This is a genomic window from Flavobacterium sp. (genome assembly GCF_040382755.1).
In the GTDB taxonomy this organism is placed as follows: domain Bacteria; phylum Bacteroidota; class Bacteroidia; order Flavobacteriales; family Flavobacteriaceae; genus Flavobacterium.
In genome coordinates, this window is the sequence record NZ_JBEIET010000038.1 from 1 (window position 1) to 16,425 (window position 16,425).

Consider the following 16,425-nt stretch of genomic DNA (forward strand, 5'->3'; position numbering starts at 1 on the left):
CTATGAGAACCAAGTCTTTAAAGAAAAATAAAATCAACGTCATTACCTTAGGTTGTTCTAAAAACGTATATGATAGTGAAGTTTTAATGGGACAACTTCGTGCCAACGGAAAAGAAGTAACACACGAAGCCACAAAAGACGGAGGAAACATCATAGTAATTAATACGTGTGGTTTTATTGATAATGCGAAAGAAGAATCGGTAAATACGATTCTAGAATATGCCGAAAAAAAAGAACAAGGTTTAGTAGATAAAGTTTTTGTTACAGGTTGTTTATCTGAACGATACAGACCCGATTTAGAAAAAGAAATTCCAAATATAGACCAGTTTTTTGGCACTACTGAATTACCTTTATTATTAAAAGCATTAGGTGCCGATTATAAACACGAATTAATTGGAGAACGTTTAACCACAACGCCTAAAAATTACGCCTATTTAAAAATTGCTGAAGGTTGCGATAGACCTTGTAGTTTTTGTGCCATTCCTTTAATGAGAGGAAAACACAAGTCTACTCCTATTGAACATTTGGTGATTGAAGCGGAGAAATTAGCAAAAAATGGCGTAAAAGAATTAATTTTAATTGCACAAGATTTAACCTATTACGGTTTAGATTTATACAAAAAAAGAAACTTAGCCGAGCTTTTAGAAGCCTTAGTTAAAGTAGAAGGAATTGAATGGATTCGATTACATTACGCCTTCCCTACTGGTTTTCCTATGGACGTTTTAGAATTAATGAAACGCGAACCAAAAATTTGCAACTATTTAGATATTCCGTTACAACATATTTCAGATAGTATTTTAAAATCGATGCGACGTGGAACAACTCAAGAAAAAACGACGAATTTAATTAAAGAATTTAGAGCGTTAGTTCCTGAAATGACTATTAGAACGACTTTAATTGTGGGTTATCCTGGCGAAACTGAAGAAGATTTCAATATACTTAAAAGTTGGGTTGAGGAAATGCGTTTCGAACGTTTGGGTTGCTTTACCTATTCTCACGAGGAAAACACGCACGCCTATTTATTAGAAGACAATGTGCCTGAAGAAGTAAAACAAGATCGCGCCGCACAAATTATGGATATCCAAGCACAAATTTCTTGGGAATTAAATCAAGAAAAAATTGGACAAACATTTAAATGTGTCATCGACAGAAAAGAAGGCGAACATTTTGTTGGACGAACTGAATTTGACAGTCCTGATGTAGATAATGAAGTATTAATAGACGCTTCAAAATTCTATTTAAAAACAGGCGATTTCGTAAACTTAAAAATCATTGAAGCTACAGAATTTGATTTGTATGCGGAGCCGGTATAAAAGTAAACTCTAAACCTTTTTACTTATACCTTTTGCCTTTTACCCAAAAGAAAACCTAATTTAACTGTTCGCTGAAAATAGCAATTAATGTATGTGCATCAACGATATGATTTGGTGATTCTTCAATTAGTTTTAAAACGCGTTTCATCGCATACGGATTTAGTCCCATATGAATGCCAATTTCATTAATTTTTATAATTTCTCTTTCGTGTAAAACATTATCACAACGCATTAATAAAGCCAAACGATAAAACTGACAAATTCGGTTCATTTCGTCTTTTATTACTTTAACTTCACCTTTATTTTCATATAATTTCAATAAAGTGGCTTTATCAATTCCCAATTCGTACGCTACAATTTCAATAAAATCATATTCTTTATCGTGTAATTCGCCGTCAATTAATGCAAACGAAATCATTTCTTGCAACAAACTAATTTTTTCTTGAGTAGTTTCCATCAAAATTATTACTTTTATATCCAGTTGGATGTAATTATTAAAAGTGTTTTTATTTTACTTTTTTTTTGCCACGAATTCTCGAATATTTGAAAATTTTAGTAAAAATTAGTTCATCTTTGATGAAAATTCGAATTAAATAGACATTGCAATACAAAAAATTCGAAAATTAGTGGCTAAATAAATTATAATGCTAATTAGACCCAAAGGGTTTTTATAGTAATCTTCAAATATAAAAAAATGCAACAATTTTTAAGACTATTTCTATTCTTTTTTTTGATTTCTATTACGAAAACAGTAGCGCAAAAGCGATTTTCCACATTTGAAATAGACGCACCACAGCTTCAAACCAAAAAGAAAATTTGGGTGTATTTACCTATAAATTACGAAAAATCCAATAAAAAATATCCTGTAATTTATATGCACGATGCCCAAAATTTATTTGATGCAGCAGCTTCATATGCTGGAGAATGGAACATCGACGAAACCTTAGATAGCTTAAAAGCGAAAGTCATTATAATTGGTATAGAACACGGAAATGAAAAACGAATAGACGAACTTTCTCCGTATAAAAACGAAAAATATGGCGGCGGAAATGCCAATGCCTACTTAGAATTTATTGTAAAAACAGTAAAACCTCATATTGATTCAACCTACAGAACCAAAACCAATGCAAAAAACACGGGTATTTGGGGCAGTTCCCTTGGTGGATTGGTTTCATTTTACGCAGCTTTGCAATATCCAGAGGTTTTTGGAAAGGTAGGTTGCTTCTCACCTGCTTTTTGGATTAACAAAAAAGAAATTTTTCAGAAAATGGAAGAAACACCAAAATTTACTACCAAAATTTATTTGCTTTGTGGCGATAAAGAAGATAGCGGCGCAATGGTTTCTGATATGAAAGAAATGGAAACACTAATCAATTCAAAACGTTGTGAATGCAAAAAGCTAAATAAATCCGTAATCGTAAAAGAGGGCGAACATAACGAAAAATTATGGCGAAATGCGTTTGCAAAAGCGTATCTTTGGCTTTTCTGATAAAATTGATTTACGATTTACGATTTACGAATAACAAACAATAAACTATAAAATGAATAACAACGATATCTTCAAAAAGCTACGTGTGGCTTTACAATTACGTGATGACCAAATAGTTGAAATCTTAAATTTAGTCGATTTTAAAATGTCGAAAGGCGAATTAGGTGATATTTTCCGTGCGGAAGACCACGCTAATTTTATGGAATGTGGCGATCAAGTACTACGTAATTTTCTAAACGGATTAATTATTCATTTACGTGGGACAAAGGAAAACCCAAAAAATCCACGAGAAGTAATTAAGTCGCACAAAAATTACGAAACACAAACTGAACGAACAGATAAAACCATTTACGAACCGAAAAAACCATATAATAAAACGGATAGTAAAACACAGTTTAAACCAAGAACTGGCGACAAAAAGGATTTTAAACCAAAAACCGGTGAAAGTTTAGATAAAAAACCAGCGTTTGGAAAAAATAAATTTGGCAACGATAAAAAACCTGCCAAACAAAATCCAGTTGAAAAATTCAAATTTAAAGACGGAAAAAAATAAAAGCAAATCCTCAATAGTATTGAGGATTTTTTTTATATTTGATTCAACCCTAAATTTATAACTATGAAACAACTATTTACTTTATTATTCTTCGCTTTAATAAGTTCGCTACACGCTCAAAACGTATTGAAATTCGATAAAAGAAATGTGCAATGTGAAGACAAATGGGTAGCCTATCAAATGGATAAAGATAGTCTTTATATTTTTGGTTTTATTTATATTGACGCTACAGCAGGTTTAACTTTAAACTATGAAGGAAATTTTAAAATTGATAAAACAGGGAAATTTAATAGAATAAAACAAGATTCAATAAGAGAAGTTGGTTTTATGAAAGTAAGACTTGAGCCAAATCGTGTTGCTATAGCAGAAATACCCGAATCTAAATTTACAGAACTTGAAATTGAGAAAACACCAAAATGGTTAGCGATTTACAAATCGGATGAAAATTCTATTGACCATCTTTATCGCTGGGGATTCCTATATAATGGATGGAATGAATGTGAAAAAGCATTAACTTATTTAGAAAAAGCTGAGAAAATAGATCCAAATTTTAAAGGATTACAAACAGAATTAGCATTTTCTTATAATGCGTTAAAAAAATATGAAAGTGCAGAAATTTGTTTATTAAAAGCTATTAAAAACAATCCAAATGATTGCTATACTTATAAAGAATTGGCGTATTCATATAATCATCAAGGAAAAACAGCTGACGTAATAAAAACATATTTTACAATGGTAAAAACGTGTAAAGAAGAAAACTACATTCAAGAAACTGCCTATAATCTTGCATTTAAATATTATGAAACAAAAGATAAAGTTAATTTTAATAAATGGAAAATGGAAGCTGAAAAATGGTCGAAAACTGAAAATCAGTTTACTAAATACTTAAAGTTAATGGAGACAGAATTAAATAAATAAACTCTGTAATTACAACTTCTTAAAATAATCTAATAAAACAATATCATTTATTTTTTCTGGGGTAAAAATCTCTAAAATTGATGGTTTATTATCGTTCGCAATAAAAGAATCCCAAACAGCATGCAGTTCCGCTTCGTTTTGAACTGAAGTATATTTAAATGCATACATTTTTGCCAAATGTTCTGCTGTTAAGTGATGAGACGTTTCGAAAAAAGTATTGAATGTTTCCGTTTCTTGATGTCCTGGTAAAATTCTAAATATTCCTCCTCCACTATTATTAATTAAAATAATTTTGAAATTCTTCGGAATATAATTGTTCCATAGCGCATTGCTGTCGTACAGAAAACTTATATCGCCAGTAATGAAGATTGTAGGTTTTTTATTTGCTAAAGAAGCTCCAATTGCCGTTGAAGTACTGCCATCAATTCCACTTGTACCACGATTACAAAACACCTCAATTGTTTTATTGCAATTTACCAATTGCAGATATCGAATTGGCGAACTATTGCTAACTTGTAACTGAATATTCTCAGGTAAATGACGACTTAAAAAATCGAAAACTTTAAAATCTGAAAATGAAATTTCAGACATATACTTTTCGTGTTTTACTAATCTATCTTTCCAAATAGTCTGAAAATGAGTCTGATAACTTGACACAGTTTTTAACTCCTCATTAAATAACTGTTTAAAAAATTCTGAAATAGACGTCTTGAAGTGGTTCGATAAACAACCAAATGTATCATAAGCCCTAATTTCATCAATATGCCAATGTTGCTTTGGCTGATAATTTCGCAATAACGATTTTATTCGTTTAGAAACTATCATACCACCAAAAGTTAGCAAAATATCGGGTTGAAAATTAAGCTTTTCTTCTTCAGAAAACGTAGAAACCAAAGTGTCAATTCTATCTATAAATGAAGGATGATGTAAATTAGATGTTTTTTCTAAAAGCACCAATACACTTTCGTCATTAGCTAAGGATTCAATATATTTTTGTTCGATAGCATTTGGTAACAACTCGCCTACTAAAATTAATTTCTTTTTAGCCGACTGCCATTCTGAAATTAATTTCGCGTCTAAAGTAAACTCAGCATCTTCAATAGCAGAAGTAGTGACTTTTGGAACATAAGTTGGTCCTAAAATAGTTTCATACAACGGCTCCTCAAACGGAACATTTATGTGCGCTGGACCTTTTTGAGAAATGGCTGTTTCAATAGCTAAAACAATAAGATTATCATTCTGCATTGAAGCATTTTCAGATAAATTCGCTGAAAAAACAATATGATTGGCAAATACATTTTCTTGACGAATGGTTTGTCCGTCACCAATATCAATTTTACTTTTTGGCCTGTCAGCTGAAACGACAAGCAAAGGAATTTGGCTATAAAATGCTTCCGCAACTGCAGGATAATAATTTAAAACTGCCGAACCTGAAGTACAAACCACCGCAACAGGTTTTTGTAATTGTTGTGCCAAACCTAAAGCAAAAAAAGCAGCACAACGTTCATCAGCAATGCTATAACACATAAAACCTTCCTGATTGGTAAATCCCATAGTCAAAGGAGCGTTTCTCGATCCTGGAGAAATTACAATATGCTGAATTTCTTTTTGACGAAAAATTTCAATAACCGCTTGCGCTAATGGTATTTTTGGATATAGGTTGGCTTTCAATTTTACTAGTTAAAAAATTAATAAACACATAGAAACATAAGTTTTTATGATGAAAAAGTCGCTTCGCTCAAAATAGAACACAAAGCAAAAAGAATGTTTCAAATCAAATTTATCATTATTTTGCCACGAATTCACTAATGTAAAAGGGATTAGATTTAATTCGAATTTTTCGTAAAAGATGAATAATACAAACTATGTCAACTATTTTTTAAATTCGTAAATTCATGGCAATATAAATAAAACTATGTGCCTATATGTTTTTAAAATATTCTTAGTGACAAAATTACTAATAAATACACATTTTTTTATATTTTTATATCATAAATAAATACTAAAATGAACCCATCAATTCAAACGTATCAATCGGAAGATTGTCCAGCTATACTTGAAATTATTAACGATCAAATTTTAACTGGTACCGCTTTATACGATTATCAACCTCGAACTTTAACACAACAATTGGCTATTTTTGACGATAAATTACAAAAAGGGTTCCCAATTATTGTAGCAAAAGTTGCCGATGAAATTGTTGGATTTGGCTATTACAGCGAATTTCGATTTAGAGAAGCCTATAAATTTACAGTAGAACATTCGGTGTATGCCAAAAAAAACTATATCGGCAAAGGAATAGGAAAATTATTACTTTCTGAATTAATCGAATTAGCAAAAAAGCAAAATCTTCATACGATGATTGGCGTTATTGATTCGGAAAATGAAAGTAGTATTGCTTTTCACGAAAAATTTGGCTTTGAAAAAGCAGGTTTCATTAAAGAATCTGGTTTTAAATTTGACCGCTGGTTGCACTCTGTTTTTATGCAGAAAATACTTTAGGAAAATTCCAATAAAAAAATTCCAAACTCCAATAAAGTTATAAATTGGAATTTGGAATTTAAAAATTGAAAGTTATTTATTTATTTTCCTTCAATCCAATTGGTAATCGAAGTGTCATTTGGCAAAACTCTTGGCGACATAACCGCTGCTAAATGTCCTTTTTCATCAATTAAATATTTTTGAAAATTCCATTCTACTTCGCTGTCTTTTAACCCGTTTTTACTTTTTTGAGTTAAAAACTGATACAAAACGTGCATATCGCTACCTTTTACAGATATTTTTTCCATCATTGGAAAAGTTACGCCGTAATTCTTTTTACAAAAGGCACCAATTTCGGCATTTGTTCCTGGTTCTTGTGCACCAAAATTGTTTGCAGGAAAACCAACAATTACAAAATTACTGTCTTTATATTTTTCATAAACTGCTTGTAATTGCTCATATTGAGGTGTTAATCCACATTCTGAAGCCGTATTTACAATTAAGATTTTTTTACCTTTGAGAGTGGCAAAATCAAATTCGTTTCCTGATAAATCTTTTACTTTAAAAGTATAAATTGAACCTTGTTCCATTGTGTTTGTTTTTGGAGTTTCTACTGAAACATTTTCGTTTGTGTTTTCCACGAAATGTTCCCAGTTTTCTGATTTTTTTTCTTCCGATTTTGTATTACAAGCCAATAAAATCAATACTGCGCCAGTAAACGTGTGAAATAGTTTCATAATCAATTTATTTAAAATCAAATATATGAAATGTTATAGAAAACAAAAGTTAATGTTGGGTTAAATAAAAAAACCTAACAGGCATAAAAAGCTGTTAGGTCTTATTAAATATATAAATACTTTGTTTTATTTTTTCTTATACATTTTTTTATACTGAATAAATGCAATTGCAGAAATTACCAAAACAATTGCTAAGGCATATATGTAATACTCTACGCTTTGAGATTCTCCAGATGCATACGAATGCTTGCCGCTTAAATGGAAATTCACTCCGAAATACGTCATTAAAATACTTGCAAAAGCTAAAACCGACATAAAGTTATAGGCAAACAAACCACGCAAAGCAGGAACAAAACGAGCGTGAATTACAAATGCATACACCATAATACTAATTAATGCCCAAGTTTCTTTTGGATCCCAGCCCCAATAGCGTCCCCAACTTTCATTTGCCCATTGTCCGCCAAGGAAATTCCCAATAGTTAGCATCACTAAACCAACCGTTAAAGCCAATTCATTAATGTAGGTGATTTCTTTTATACTAAGTTCCATTTTGGCTTTGTTGTTTTTGTTGGTAAAAATCATTAAAAATAACGCTACCAATCCCAAAATCATACCCAATGTAAAGGGTCCGTAACTTGCAACAATAACCGCAACGTGAATCATTAACCAATACGAGTTTAAAACTGGTTGTAAATTTGCAATTGCAGGATCCATATAATTTAGATGCGCCACCCATAAAATAATAGCAGCAACAAATGTTGTAGCCGCAAGAGTTAATTCCGATTTTCTACCGAATGCTACACCAAAAAACATAGTAGCCCAACCAACATAAATCATACTTTCATAGGCATCGGACCAAGGTGCATGGCCTGAAATATACCATCGTAAAATTAATCCTCCAAGATGGATAAGAAACAACAAAATAATACTTCCGTGGAAAAATTTCACCACATAATTTATCCATTTCTTTTTATTAAAAATTTGAACAATTACAAAAATGAACATTAATATTCCTACTAAAGCGTAATAGGTATATAATTTCTTAAAAATATCGTATTTGTTATACTGAATTTCTGCTTCTAATTTATCCTCTGAAAGCATTACTTTTCCGCCAAATTTCTTTTGATAATCGGATAAGCCTTTTAATAAACTTTCAGCATTTTTATAGTCTTTAGATTGTGATGCTTTTGCCGCTTCGCTAAAATAAAAAGGAATAATATTTTTTACGACATCTAAATTGGTTTTCGTTGGATGTTGCAATTCTAAATACGAAGCCCATTTATTGTTGGCGTCATTTGGAAGTGGAAAAAATCGTAAAATTTGTCCACTAATTGCCGAATACAATAAATTTACTTTTTTATCAGCATCTAAGAAGTCTTTTTGAAATTGGTTTGGAACCGCTTCTTTATACGCTTCATCCGTTTGTTTTTGCAATTTATAATTTCCGAAATCATCGAAAAAGCTAATTAATGGAGCATATTTTGCTTTCTCATCTACACCAATTATTTTACGAATACTGTCGTTTCCTCTTGTTAAGTGTACAATAGGAATTTGATACCAAAACTCAGGAAACTGATTCATTGAAATCAAAACCTGATCTGAAGTAAATCCTTCAAAGGTGTCATTTTTAGAAACTTTTCTTAATAATTCAGACGAAAAAGTATTTACAGGTTTCATTCTTCCACTCACATCTTGAACCACAAGTCGCCCAAATTTTTCTGCGTGTTCGGCAGAAACCATATATTTTTTAATCTCTTTTAAAGATTCTGCAGCCGTTGGCATTTTTGGTTTTTGTGCTGAAGTTTCATTTTGATGTGGGTCGGTTCCGTGATTATGTCCTTCGTGATTGTTATGATTATCTTGAGCAAAACCAAACATTCCAAAAAAGAATAAAATAGCTACTAATGTGGCTTTTTTAGCTCGAATTTTATCCAACTTCAATTTCAAATCATTAAATCGGGTGTTTTTATCAAACAAAATAACCATCATAGCAAAATACAATAAGAAATAACCGATGTAAGTAATCCAAGTCCCCCAGAAATCGTGATTTACAGAAAGAACCGTTCCTTTTTCATCTTCATCAAAGCTGGCTTGAAAGAAACGAAATTCTCTATAGTCTAAAATATGATTCATAAAAACGCTATCCGTAAACGTTTTCGATTTTTCTTTGTCTTGAATTTCGATTTTACTCTTAAAAGCCGAATAACTTTTTTCGGTTCCAGGATATTTTTCGGCTACGAAATCATTCAATTTAATTGAAAAAGGTAGTGTATGCACTTTACTTCCATACATTAATGTGAAATCTAATTTTCCAATTTTAAAACTATTTGGTTCTCCTTGTTTTCCTTTTGAACCCATTAGTGTAACAATTTCCTCTTTGTTTTGAGACGTGACTTTAACAATTATGGCATCATCCGTTTTTTTGTCTTTATAGTCGTTATTAGACGCTAAAACAACCTGCCCTTTTTGAGGCAATTCTGGAAACACAAACTGACTTCCTCCAGCGTTATACAAAGAACGAAACATCAAAGGACTTGATTTATCTTTCGAAATTGTGCCTTGCATTTTATCTGCCATTCGCATAAAATTACCATCAAATGGCGTTTGAATGGTATAATCATCAGCAGCTTTTGTAATATTAATGGCGCCCTGCGTAAATTTATTGAACGCAAAAAGCACGTTACTAATATTTTTTACTTCACCTTCACATAAAAAATGTTCTTTTCTACTTCCGCCGCTGGCTTCTACTAATTTGATATATAATTTTCCTTTGGCATCGGGTTTAAATGTCTGAACGGCATTCATAATAAATTCTTGCAATTCAATTTTATATGGAATATCTGAAAATTTATCGGAATATGAAAAAGAATTTGTGGTAGCTTGAGATAATAATAACTGCTTTTCAATTGTTTTACGCTTCATTTCACCTTGATATTCTCCATCTACAAAAGCAGTAAGATGTGGCATATCTGAATATACTGTGTTTGAAATCGCACCTTCACGAATAGGCATTAAGCCTTCATAACTGATATATCGGGTTACAAAAGCACCCACAATTATAAAAATCCAAGACAAATGTAACAATAAGGTAGCCCATTTTTCTTTTTTATACAATTGGTAGCGTTTAATATTTCCGAAAAAATTAATTACAAAAAACACCATAATGGCCTCAAACCACCAAGCGTTATAAATCCAAATTCTGGCAGTTTCTGTGTTATAGGCGTCTTCAATAAATGTTCCTGCTGCCATTGCTGCTGCAAAACCAATAAACAAAAGTGCCATTAGGCGTGTAGAATATAGTGCGGAAAGTAATTTTTGTAACATAAAATGTAGTCTTTATATAAGTGGTGCAAATGTACAGAATAAGAAAATAAACTGGTGCTATTTTAACAAAATTTAATACCTGTTTTTATATGACTATTTAATACAACATTTTTAGTTGTTTGATATCAAATAATTGTAACGTGTCGTCTTCCAATTCTAATTCCAACAAACCATTTGGTAAAACTTGTTTGATAATTCCCATAAATTTAACTTTATCTGCATTTTCAAAAGCAATTGGAATATCTTTTTTAAATAAATTTTCGTGGTATATATTCCAAAAATAAGAACCACCTTCATTTTTATATAAAGTAAGATTACTTTGAAATTGGGATAAAAACAACATCAATACTTCTTCCTTATTAAATTCTTTCCCCGAACTATTTTTTAGAGAACTGGCTTGAGGTAAATTAATAAAATGTTCTTGATTCACATTTATGCCAATCCCAACAATAGAAAGTATCTCCGAAGCACTTTTAAACTGATTTTCAATTAAAATACCACAAATTTTCTTTTTATCTGCCAAAATGTCGTTTGCCCATTTAATGGCTAAGTTTTCAATTTTTAAGTTCAAAAACGTTTGAAACAAAGTTACTGCAACAAGCACATTTAAGTTAAAAACCTCGGCTGTACTTACCAAAACATCTTTAATCAAGACACTGAATGTTAGGTTTTTACCCTTTTCAACTTCCCAATTTGCACCACGCTGTCCTCGTCCATTAGTTTGATTTTCTGCTACCACAACTGTAAAATTAGCAACCATTTGTTTGGCAGATAATTCCTTTAAATAACTATTTGTAGAATCAATGGCATTGAGTTTGATAATATGCATATAAGAAATTTAATTATTACTTAATTTAAGTTACAAAAATAAAGACAAAAAATGATACCTTTGCATAAAACGAATAAATAATAGATGACGAAAAATATTAGCACAGATGATTTACTATCAAGTATCATCAAAGGAATTGAAGATGTAAAAGGATTAGATATTGATATTCTTGATTTAAGAGGGATTGACAATAGCGTTTGTGATTATTTTGTAATTTGCAATGGAAATTCAAATACGCAAGTAAATGCAATTGTAGGTTCGGTACAAAAAGGCGTGTCCAAAGAACTAAAAGACAAACCTTGGCATATAGAAGGAACAGATGTTGGCGAATGGGTATTAATGGATTATGTAAGCATTGTAGTACACGTATTTCAAAAACACATTAGAGAATATTATAACATTGAGAGTCTTTGGGGTGATGCTAAAATTACTTCAATAGAAAATAAATTTTAAACCCATTATGTCAGAAAACGAAAATAAAAACAAACCTATTATTAAGGTAGTAAAGCTTGGCCCTTGGTTTTTTCCAATTTTAGCCATTTCTGTAATATTATTAATTAACTTTTTTAATGGTGGTTTCGATATGAATTATCCGAAATCGACCTCTATTTCTTCTTTTTATGATTTGTTAAGTAAAAACCAAATTGAAAAAGTAGATATTTTAACTAGTACTTCTGGAAATACAGCCGAAGTAACTTTAAAAAAAGCTGCATACGTTGCTTCTAAAGATGAAGAATTAAAAAAAGTAACCAAAGAAAAAGGACCGCATTACTTAGTAAAAGATGTGGGTAGTTTAGACCTTTTTCAAAATGAATTAAAAGAAGCGAAAAAAAATAAGTTAATTTCTGCTTACGACATACAACCTACAGGAAACTGGGGTGATTGGATAGGTATGTTATTACCAACCTTAATTTTCATTGGATTTTTCTATTTCATTTCTAAAAGAATGGCTGGAGGCCCAGGTGGTGGTGGTCAAATTTTTAGCATTGGAAAATCGAAAGCAAAACTATTTGATGAAAAAAACGATGTAAAAGTTACTTTTGAAAACGTAGCTGGTTTAGAAGGGGCAAAAGAAGAAATTCAAGAAATTGTAGAATTCCTTAAAACACCTGAAAAATTTACAAGTATTGGTGGTAAAATTCCAAAAGGTGCCTTATTAGTAGGTCCTCCAGGAACAGGAAAAACCTTACTTGCAAAAGCCGTAGCAGGTGAAGCTAACGTGCCTTTCTTCTCGTTATCAGGTTCTGATTTTGTAGAAATGTTTGTAGGAGTTGGAGCCTCTCGTGTTAGAGATTTATTTAAACAAGCCAAAGAAAAAGCCCCAGCAATTATTTTTATTGATGAAATTGATGCAGTTGGTAGAGCCCGTGGTAAAAACAATATGTCTGGCGGAAACGACGAAAGAGAAAATACGCTAAATCAATTACTTACTGAAATGGACGGATTCGGAACTAATTCTAATGTAATTGTATTAGCTGCCACAAACAGAGCCGATGTTTTAGACAAAGCTTTAATGCGTGCTGGACGTTTTGACAGACAAATTTATGTGGACTTACCAGATATTAGAGAACGTAAGGAAATATTTGAAGTACATTTAAAACCAATTACAAAAGCAGAAACTTTAGATACTGAATTTTTAGCCAAACAAACTCCTGGATTTTCTGGTGCCGACATTGCCAATGTATGTAATGAAGCCGCTTTAGTTGCAGCAAGAAAAAACAAAAAAGCAGTTGATAAACAAGACTTTTTAGATGCTGTTGACAGAATTGTTGGCGGTTTAGAAAAGAAAAATAAAATTATTACTAAAGAAGAAAAACACGCCATTGCCATTCATGAAGCAGGTCATGCTACAGTTAGTTGGATGTTACAACACGCGGCGCCTTTAGTAAAAGTAACTATCGTACCTCGTGGACAAAGTTTAGGTGCGGCATGGTATTTACCTGAAGAAAGACAAATCGTTAGAACAGAACAAATGTTAGACGAAATGTGTGCTACAATGGGTGGAAGAGCTGCTGAAAAAGTTGTTTTCGATAAAATTTCAACAGGTGCACTTTCAGATTTAGAAAAAGTAACCAAACAAGCTCGTGCTATGGTTACTGTTTATGGTCTAAATGATAAAATTGGAAATATTACGTATTACGATTCATCTGGACAATCGGATTATAATTTTTCGAAACCTTATTCAGATGATACTGCAAAAGTAATTGATGCTGAGATTTCAGGTTTAATTGAAGAACAATATCAAAGAGCCATTTCTATTTTAACAGAAAACAGGACTAAATTAGAGGAATTGGCAGCCGTTTTAATTGATAAAGAAGTTATTTTTAAAGATGATTTAGAAACTATTTTTGGAAAAAGACCTTTCGATATTGAAGACGAAAAACCAGAAACAATGTCGGAAATTATTGCAGAAACCGATGAAGAAATTATAACTGAATAAGTTATTAACAATATTTTGTATAAAAAATCTTAACTTGAAAGTGATTTTAAGTTAAGATTTTTTTATATTTGATGTTTAAGAATTGTTACAGATATAAAATGAATATTTTCAAAAAGATATTTGGCAATCAAGACGTAGCTGATAATCAGGAGAATAACGTCGAAAAAAGCCAATATGCACCAGACATAAATACGCCTGTAGATGAATTATTCACCATTAATTTTAAAAATAATGGCGGAAAATTTATTTATTGTTCAAATATGGAAGAAGCTCATGAGAACTTTGAAAATATTTTAGAAGAAAACGATTGGTTTGAAAATGAAGTACAATGTTTTGATTCAAGGCTTTTTAATTTTCTTGACGAGAACCGATTAGAATATAAAAACGCAACAAATCCAACTTTCTTTTTTACCGCTTGCGAAAACTTAATTGCTGATGAAGGTTCCATTTTATTTTCTTCTAAACAATTAAAACAATTCAAAATAGACGAATTACCTACCAATATTATTGTTTATGCTTCAACCAGCCAACTTTTAATGACAAAAGGCGATGGCTTAAGAAACATCAAAACAAAATACGACAAAGAATACCCTACAAATATTACTGCTATTAAGTATTTTGAAAAAACAAAAGAAGAAGATTTTCTTCATTATGGAAGTTGCCATAAAAACTTATACTTAATTCTATTAGAAGATTTATAAAATGACTGAAAATGTAACAAGAGCTATCAGTGGTGCTGTTTATATTGCATTACTTGTTTTCTGTACGTTATTTTCACCAATAACATTTCATATATTATTCACTGTTTTTATGTGTTTAAGTATTTATGAATTTTCAAAAATGACACACTACAAATCATATTATTTATTTGCTATTGGTGGTATATTAATTTCTGTACTTTTCTTTTTGAGTAAGTTGCCACCAGTAAATTTAATTTATTTGGCCTTTGGATGTGTAGTTTTCAATATTTTACTTTTGATTAATTTATTTAAAAACATTTCGTTTCATAAATACCACAAAAAACACAGTCATTTTTTTCTTTACATAACCTTACCATTTATATTATTACTATCCTTACCTAATTTTACAAATCCAGCTAAATACGAAATTGTTTTAGCTATGTTTATAATGATTTGGTGTAATGACACCTTTGCTTATTTAGTTGGAAAATCAATTGGAAAACACAAATTACTTGAACGAGTTTCTCCAAAAAAAACAATTGAAGGGTTCATTGGCGGAATCGTATTTACAATAATAGCATCTGTAATAATTAGTCAATTTTACACCTTTTTTAATGTAACTTTGTGGATTATTAGCGCTTTAATTATTTCAATATTTGGTACACTTGGCGATTTAGTTGAATCTAAATTTAAAAGAGAAGCCGGTGTTAAAGACAGTGGAAATATTATGCCCGGACACGGTGGTATTTTAGACCGATTAGATAGTGCTATTTTTGTTATTCCATTTTTATATATATTTTATTTAATTTATTTCTATTATGCTTAAGTTTCATCCAGAAGGTGCTAAAATTATATTGATTTCAACTTTAATTACCGTTATAGGTATTTTTGGTGTTGATTATTTATTTCATGAAAGCAATATTATAGTTTGCAAAATCTTACAAGTAGTGCTTTTAGGATTTTTAGTACTTATTCTTCAGTTTTTCAGAAATCCAACTCGAATTGCAAATATTAGCGACCATCATGTGTTAGCTCCAGTTGATGGAAAAGTTGTGGTGATTGAAGAAGTATTCGAATCGGAATATTTTAAAGACAAACGATTAATGGTTTCAATTTTTATGTCGCCAATTAATGTGCATGTAACTCGATATGCTGTAAATGGAATAGTAAAATATAGTAAATATCACCCTGGAAAATTCTTAGTGGCATGGCATCCTAAAGCCAGTGAAGAGAACGAACGAACTACCGTTGTTATTGAAAATAACGTGTATGGAGATATATTATATCGTCAAATTGCAGGTGCTTTAGCGAAACGAATTGTAAACTATGCCGAAGTAGGCATGACAGTAGTACAAGGAACTGATGCTGGTTTTATTAAATTTGGTTCAAGAGTGGATTTATATTTCCCAATAGGAACGCCTATAAATGTAAAATTAGGAGATAAAGCGATTGGAAACAAAACTATAATTTCGAAAAAATAAATGAGTGAATTATCTTTAGATGAAAAATTCAAGGAAGCTATTCAAAATGCCAATGAAAAAATTCCTAAAACTTCTGTACCGCAAGACGTACAATTAGTGCTCTATGCCTATTACAAACAAGCGCTTTCCGAGAACATAAGCTATAGTCATCACGGCTATGAATCGGATGAAGTTATTACC

16 protein-coding genes are annotated in these 16,425 nt (G+C 31.1%); 11 read left to right on the forward strand and 5 right to left on the reverse strand.

Annotated features, from left to right (window positions below; genetic code table 11):
- The first annotated feature begins 2 nt into the window (after positions 1–2).
- Positions 3–1,313 carry a 30S ribosomal protein S12 methylthiotransferase RimO gene (gene rimO, locus ABWO04_RS05395; protein ID WP_353078031.1) on the forward strand — a complete coding sequence of 437 codons (1,311 nt, stop codon included), beginning with the start codon at positions 3–5 and terminating at the stop codon, positions 1,311–1,313.
- Between the two features lie 55 nt (positions 1,314–1,368).
- Here rimO and ABWO04_RS05400 read toward each other — a convergent pair whose 3' ends face one another.
- Positions 1,369–1,770, reverse strand: coding sequence for an excinuclease ABC subunit B (locus tag ABWO04_RS05400; protein WP_353078033.1), 402 nt, complete (start codon positions 1,768–1,770; stop codon positions 1,369–1,371).
- A gap of 237 nt (positions 1,771–2,007) precedes the next feature.
- Between ABWO04_RS05400 and ABWO04_RS05405 the strand changes: the two genes are divergently transcribed.
- From ABWO04_RS05405 to ABWO04_RS05415, 3 genes are all read left to right on the forward strand, one after another.
- The gene (locus tag ABWO04_RS05405) at positions 2,008–2,802 is read left to right on the forward strand and encodes an alpha/beta hydrolase (protein WP_353078035.1); all 795 of its coding nucleotides are present in this window, start codon (positions 2,008–2,010) and stop codon (positions 2,800–2,802) included.
- 52 nt (positions 2,803–2,854) lie between these two features.
- Positions 2,855–3,355, forward strand: a complete 501-nt coding sequence (locus tag ABWO04_RS05410) for a DUF1456 family protein (RefSeq protein WP_353078037.1) — start codon at positions 2,855–2,857, stop codon at positions 3,353–3,355.
- A 63-nt stretch (positions 3,356–3,418) separates the two neighbouring features.
- Positions 3,419–4,273, forward strand: a complete 855-nt coding sequence (locus tag ABWO04_RS05415) for a tetratricopeptide repeat protein (protein WP_353078039.1) — start codon at positions 3,419–3,421, stop codon at positions 4,271–4,273.
- A 9-nt stretch (positions 4,274–4,282) separates the two neighbouring features.
- Here the strand turns inward: ABWO04_RS05415 and menD are convergent, their stop codons facing one another.
- Positions 4,283–5,944 (reverse strand): 2-succinyl-5-enolpyruvyl-6-hydroxy-3-cyclohexene-1-carboxylic-acid synthase, encoded by a 1,662-nt coding sequence (gene menD, locus ABWO04_RS05420; RefSeq protein ID WP_353078040.1) that lies wholly within the window; start codon positions 5,942–5,944, stop codon positions 4,283–4,285.
- A 336-nt stretch (positions 5,945–6,280) separates the two neighbouring features.
- Between menD and ABWO04_RS05425 the strand changes: the two genes are divergently transcribed.
- The gene (locus ABWO04_RS05425) at positions 6,281–6,775 is read left to right on the forward strand and encodes a GNAT family N-acetyltransferase (RefSeq protein ID WP_353078042.1); all 495 of its coding nucleotides are present in this window, start codon (positions 6,281–6,283) and stop codon (positions 6,773–6,775) included.
- 80 nt (positions 6,776–6,855) lie between these two features.
- Here ABWO04_RS05425 and ABWO04_RS05430 read toward each other — a convergent pair whose 3' ends face one another.
- From ABWO04_RS05430 to ABWO04_RS05440, 3 genes are all read right to left on the reverse strand, one after another.
- Positions 6,856–7,491 carry a glutathione peroxidase gene (locus ABWO04_RS05430; RefSeq protein WP_353078044.1) on the reverse strand — a complete coding sequence of 212 codons (636 nt, stop codon included), beginning with the start codon at positions 7,489–7,491 and terminating at the stop codon, positions 6,856–6,858.
- Between the two features lie 126 nt (positions 7,492–7,617).
- Positions 7,618–10,815 carry a cytochrome c biogenesis protein gene (locus tag ABWO04_RS05435; RefSeq protein ID WP_353078046.1) on the reverse strand — a complete coding sequence of 1,066 codons (3,198 nt, stop codon included), beginning with the start codon at positions 10,813–10,815 and terminating at the stop codon, positions 7,618–7,620.
- A 97-nt stretch (positions 10,816–10,912) separates the two neighbouring features.
- Positions 10,913–11,644, reverse strand: coding sequence for a biotin--[acetyl-CoA-carboxylase] ligase (locus ABWO04_RS05440; protein WP_353078048.1), 732 nt, complete (start codon positions 11,642–11,644; stop codon positions 10,913–10,915).
- A gap of 84 nt (positions 11,645–11,728) precedes the next feature.
- On the opposite strand from ABWO04_RS05440, the gene rsfS reads away from it, so the two are divergent.
- The 6 genes from rsfS to ABWO04_RS05470 all read left to right on the forward strand — a co-directional run.
- Entirely contained in the window at positions 11,729–12,097 is a 369-nt protein-coding gene (rsfS, locus tag ABWO04_RS05445) for a ribosome silencing factor (RefSeq protein WP_291241104.1), read from the forward strand.
- A 7-nt stretch (positions 12,098–12,104) separates the two neighbouring features.
- Positions 12,105–14,084, forward strand: coding sequence for an ATP-dependent zinc metalloprotease FtsH (gene ftsH / locus ABWO04_RS05450; protein WP_353078050.1), 1,980 nt, complete (start codon positions 12,105–12,107; stop codon positions 14,082–14,084).
- 98 nt (positions 14,085–14,182) lie between these two features.
- Positions 14,183–14,785 (forward strand): lactate utilization protein B/C, encoded by a 603-nt coding sequence (locus ABWO04_RS05455; protein WP_353078052.1) that lies wholly within the window; start codon positions 14,183–14,185, stop codon positions 14,783–14,785.
- Position 14,786: 1 nt separating this feature from the next.
- Positions 14,787–15,590: a phosphatidate cytidylyltransferase gene (locus tag ABWO04_RS05460; RefSeq protein ID WP_353078053.1), complete on the forward strand. Its 804-nt coding sequence runs from the start codon at positions 14,787–14,789 to the stop codon at positions 15,588–15,590.
- The gene (locus ABWO04_RS05465; protein WP_353078055.1) at positions 15,583–16,245 is read left to right on the forward strand and encodes a phosphatidylserine decarboxylase family protein; all 663 of its coding nucleotides are present in this window, start codon (positions 15,583–15,585) and stop codon (positions 16,243–16,245) included. The genes ABWO04_RS05460 and ABWO04_RS05465 overlap by 8 nt, the downstream gene beginning before the upstream one ends.
- A partial coding sequence (locus ABWO04_RS05470; protein WP_353078057.1) for an acyl-CoA-binding protein occupies positions 16,246–16,425 on the forward strand: 180 nt, incomplete at its 3' end.